General features: G+C 36.7%; 1 pseudogene. It reads right to left on the reverse strand.

Going from position 1 to position 237, the window contains the following annotated elements:
- A pseudogene (locus ELQ12_RS10135) lies at positions 1-237 on the reverse strand (AAA family ATPase); the annotation flags it as partial.

The following is a 237-nucleotide window of genomic DNA, read 5'->3' on the forward strand; positions in this document are numbered from 1 at the left end:
ATTCTTGCTTCAGGATAGCCGATATTTTTTACTGCGGTAAGAGTAGAAACGGCTAAATTTAAAGCATTAGGATCGGCATTGGATATATCTTCACTTGCAAAGATAATCAAACGCCTAGCGATAAAATCAGCACTTTCTCCTGCATCAATTAAACGAGCAAGATAATAAATAGCAGCATCCACATCGCTTCCGCGCAAACTTTTAATAAGAGCACTTGCTAAAATATAATGAGTATCT

Source organism: Campylobacter sp. US25a, assembly GCF_004379075.1.
Classification (GTDB): domain Bacteria; phylum Campylobacterota; class Campylobacteria; order Campylobacterales; family Campylobacteraceae; genus Campylobacter_D; species Campylobacter_D jejuni.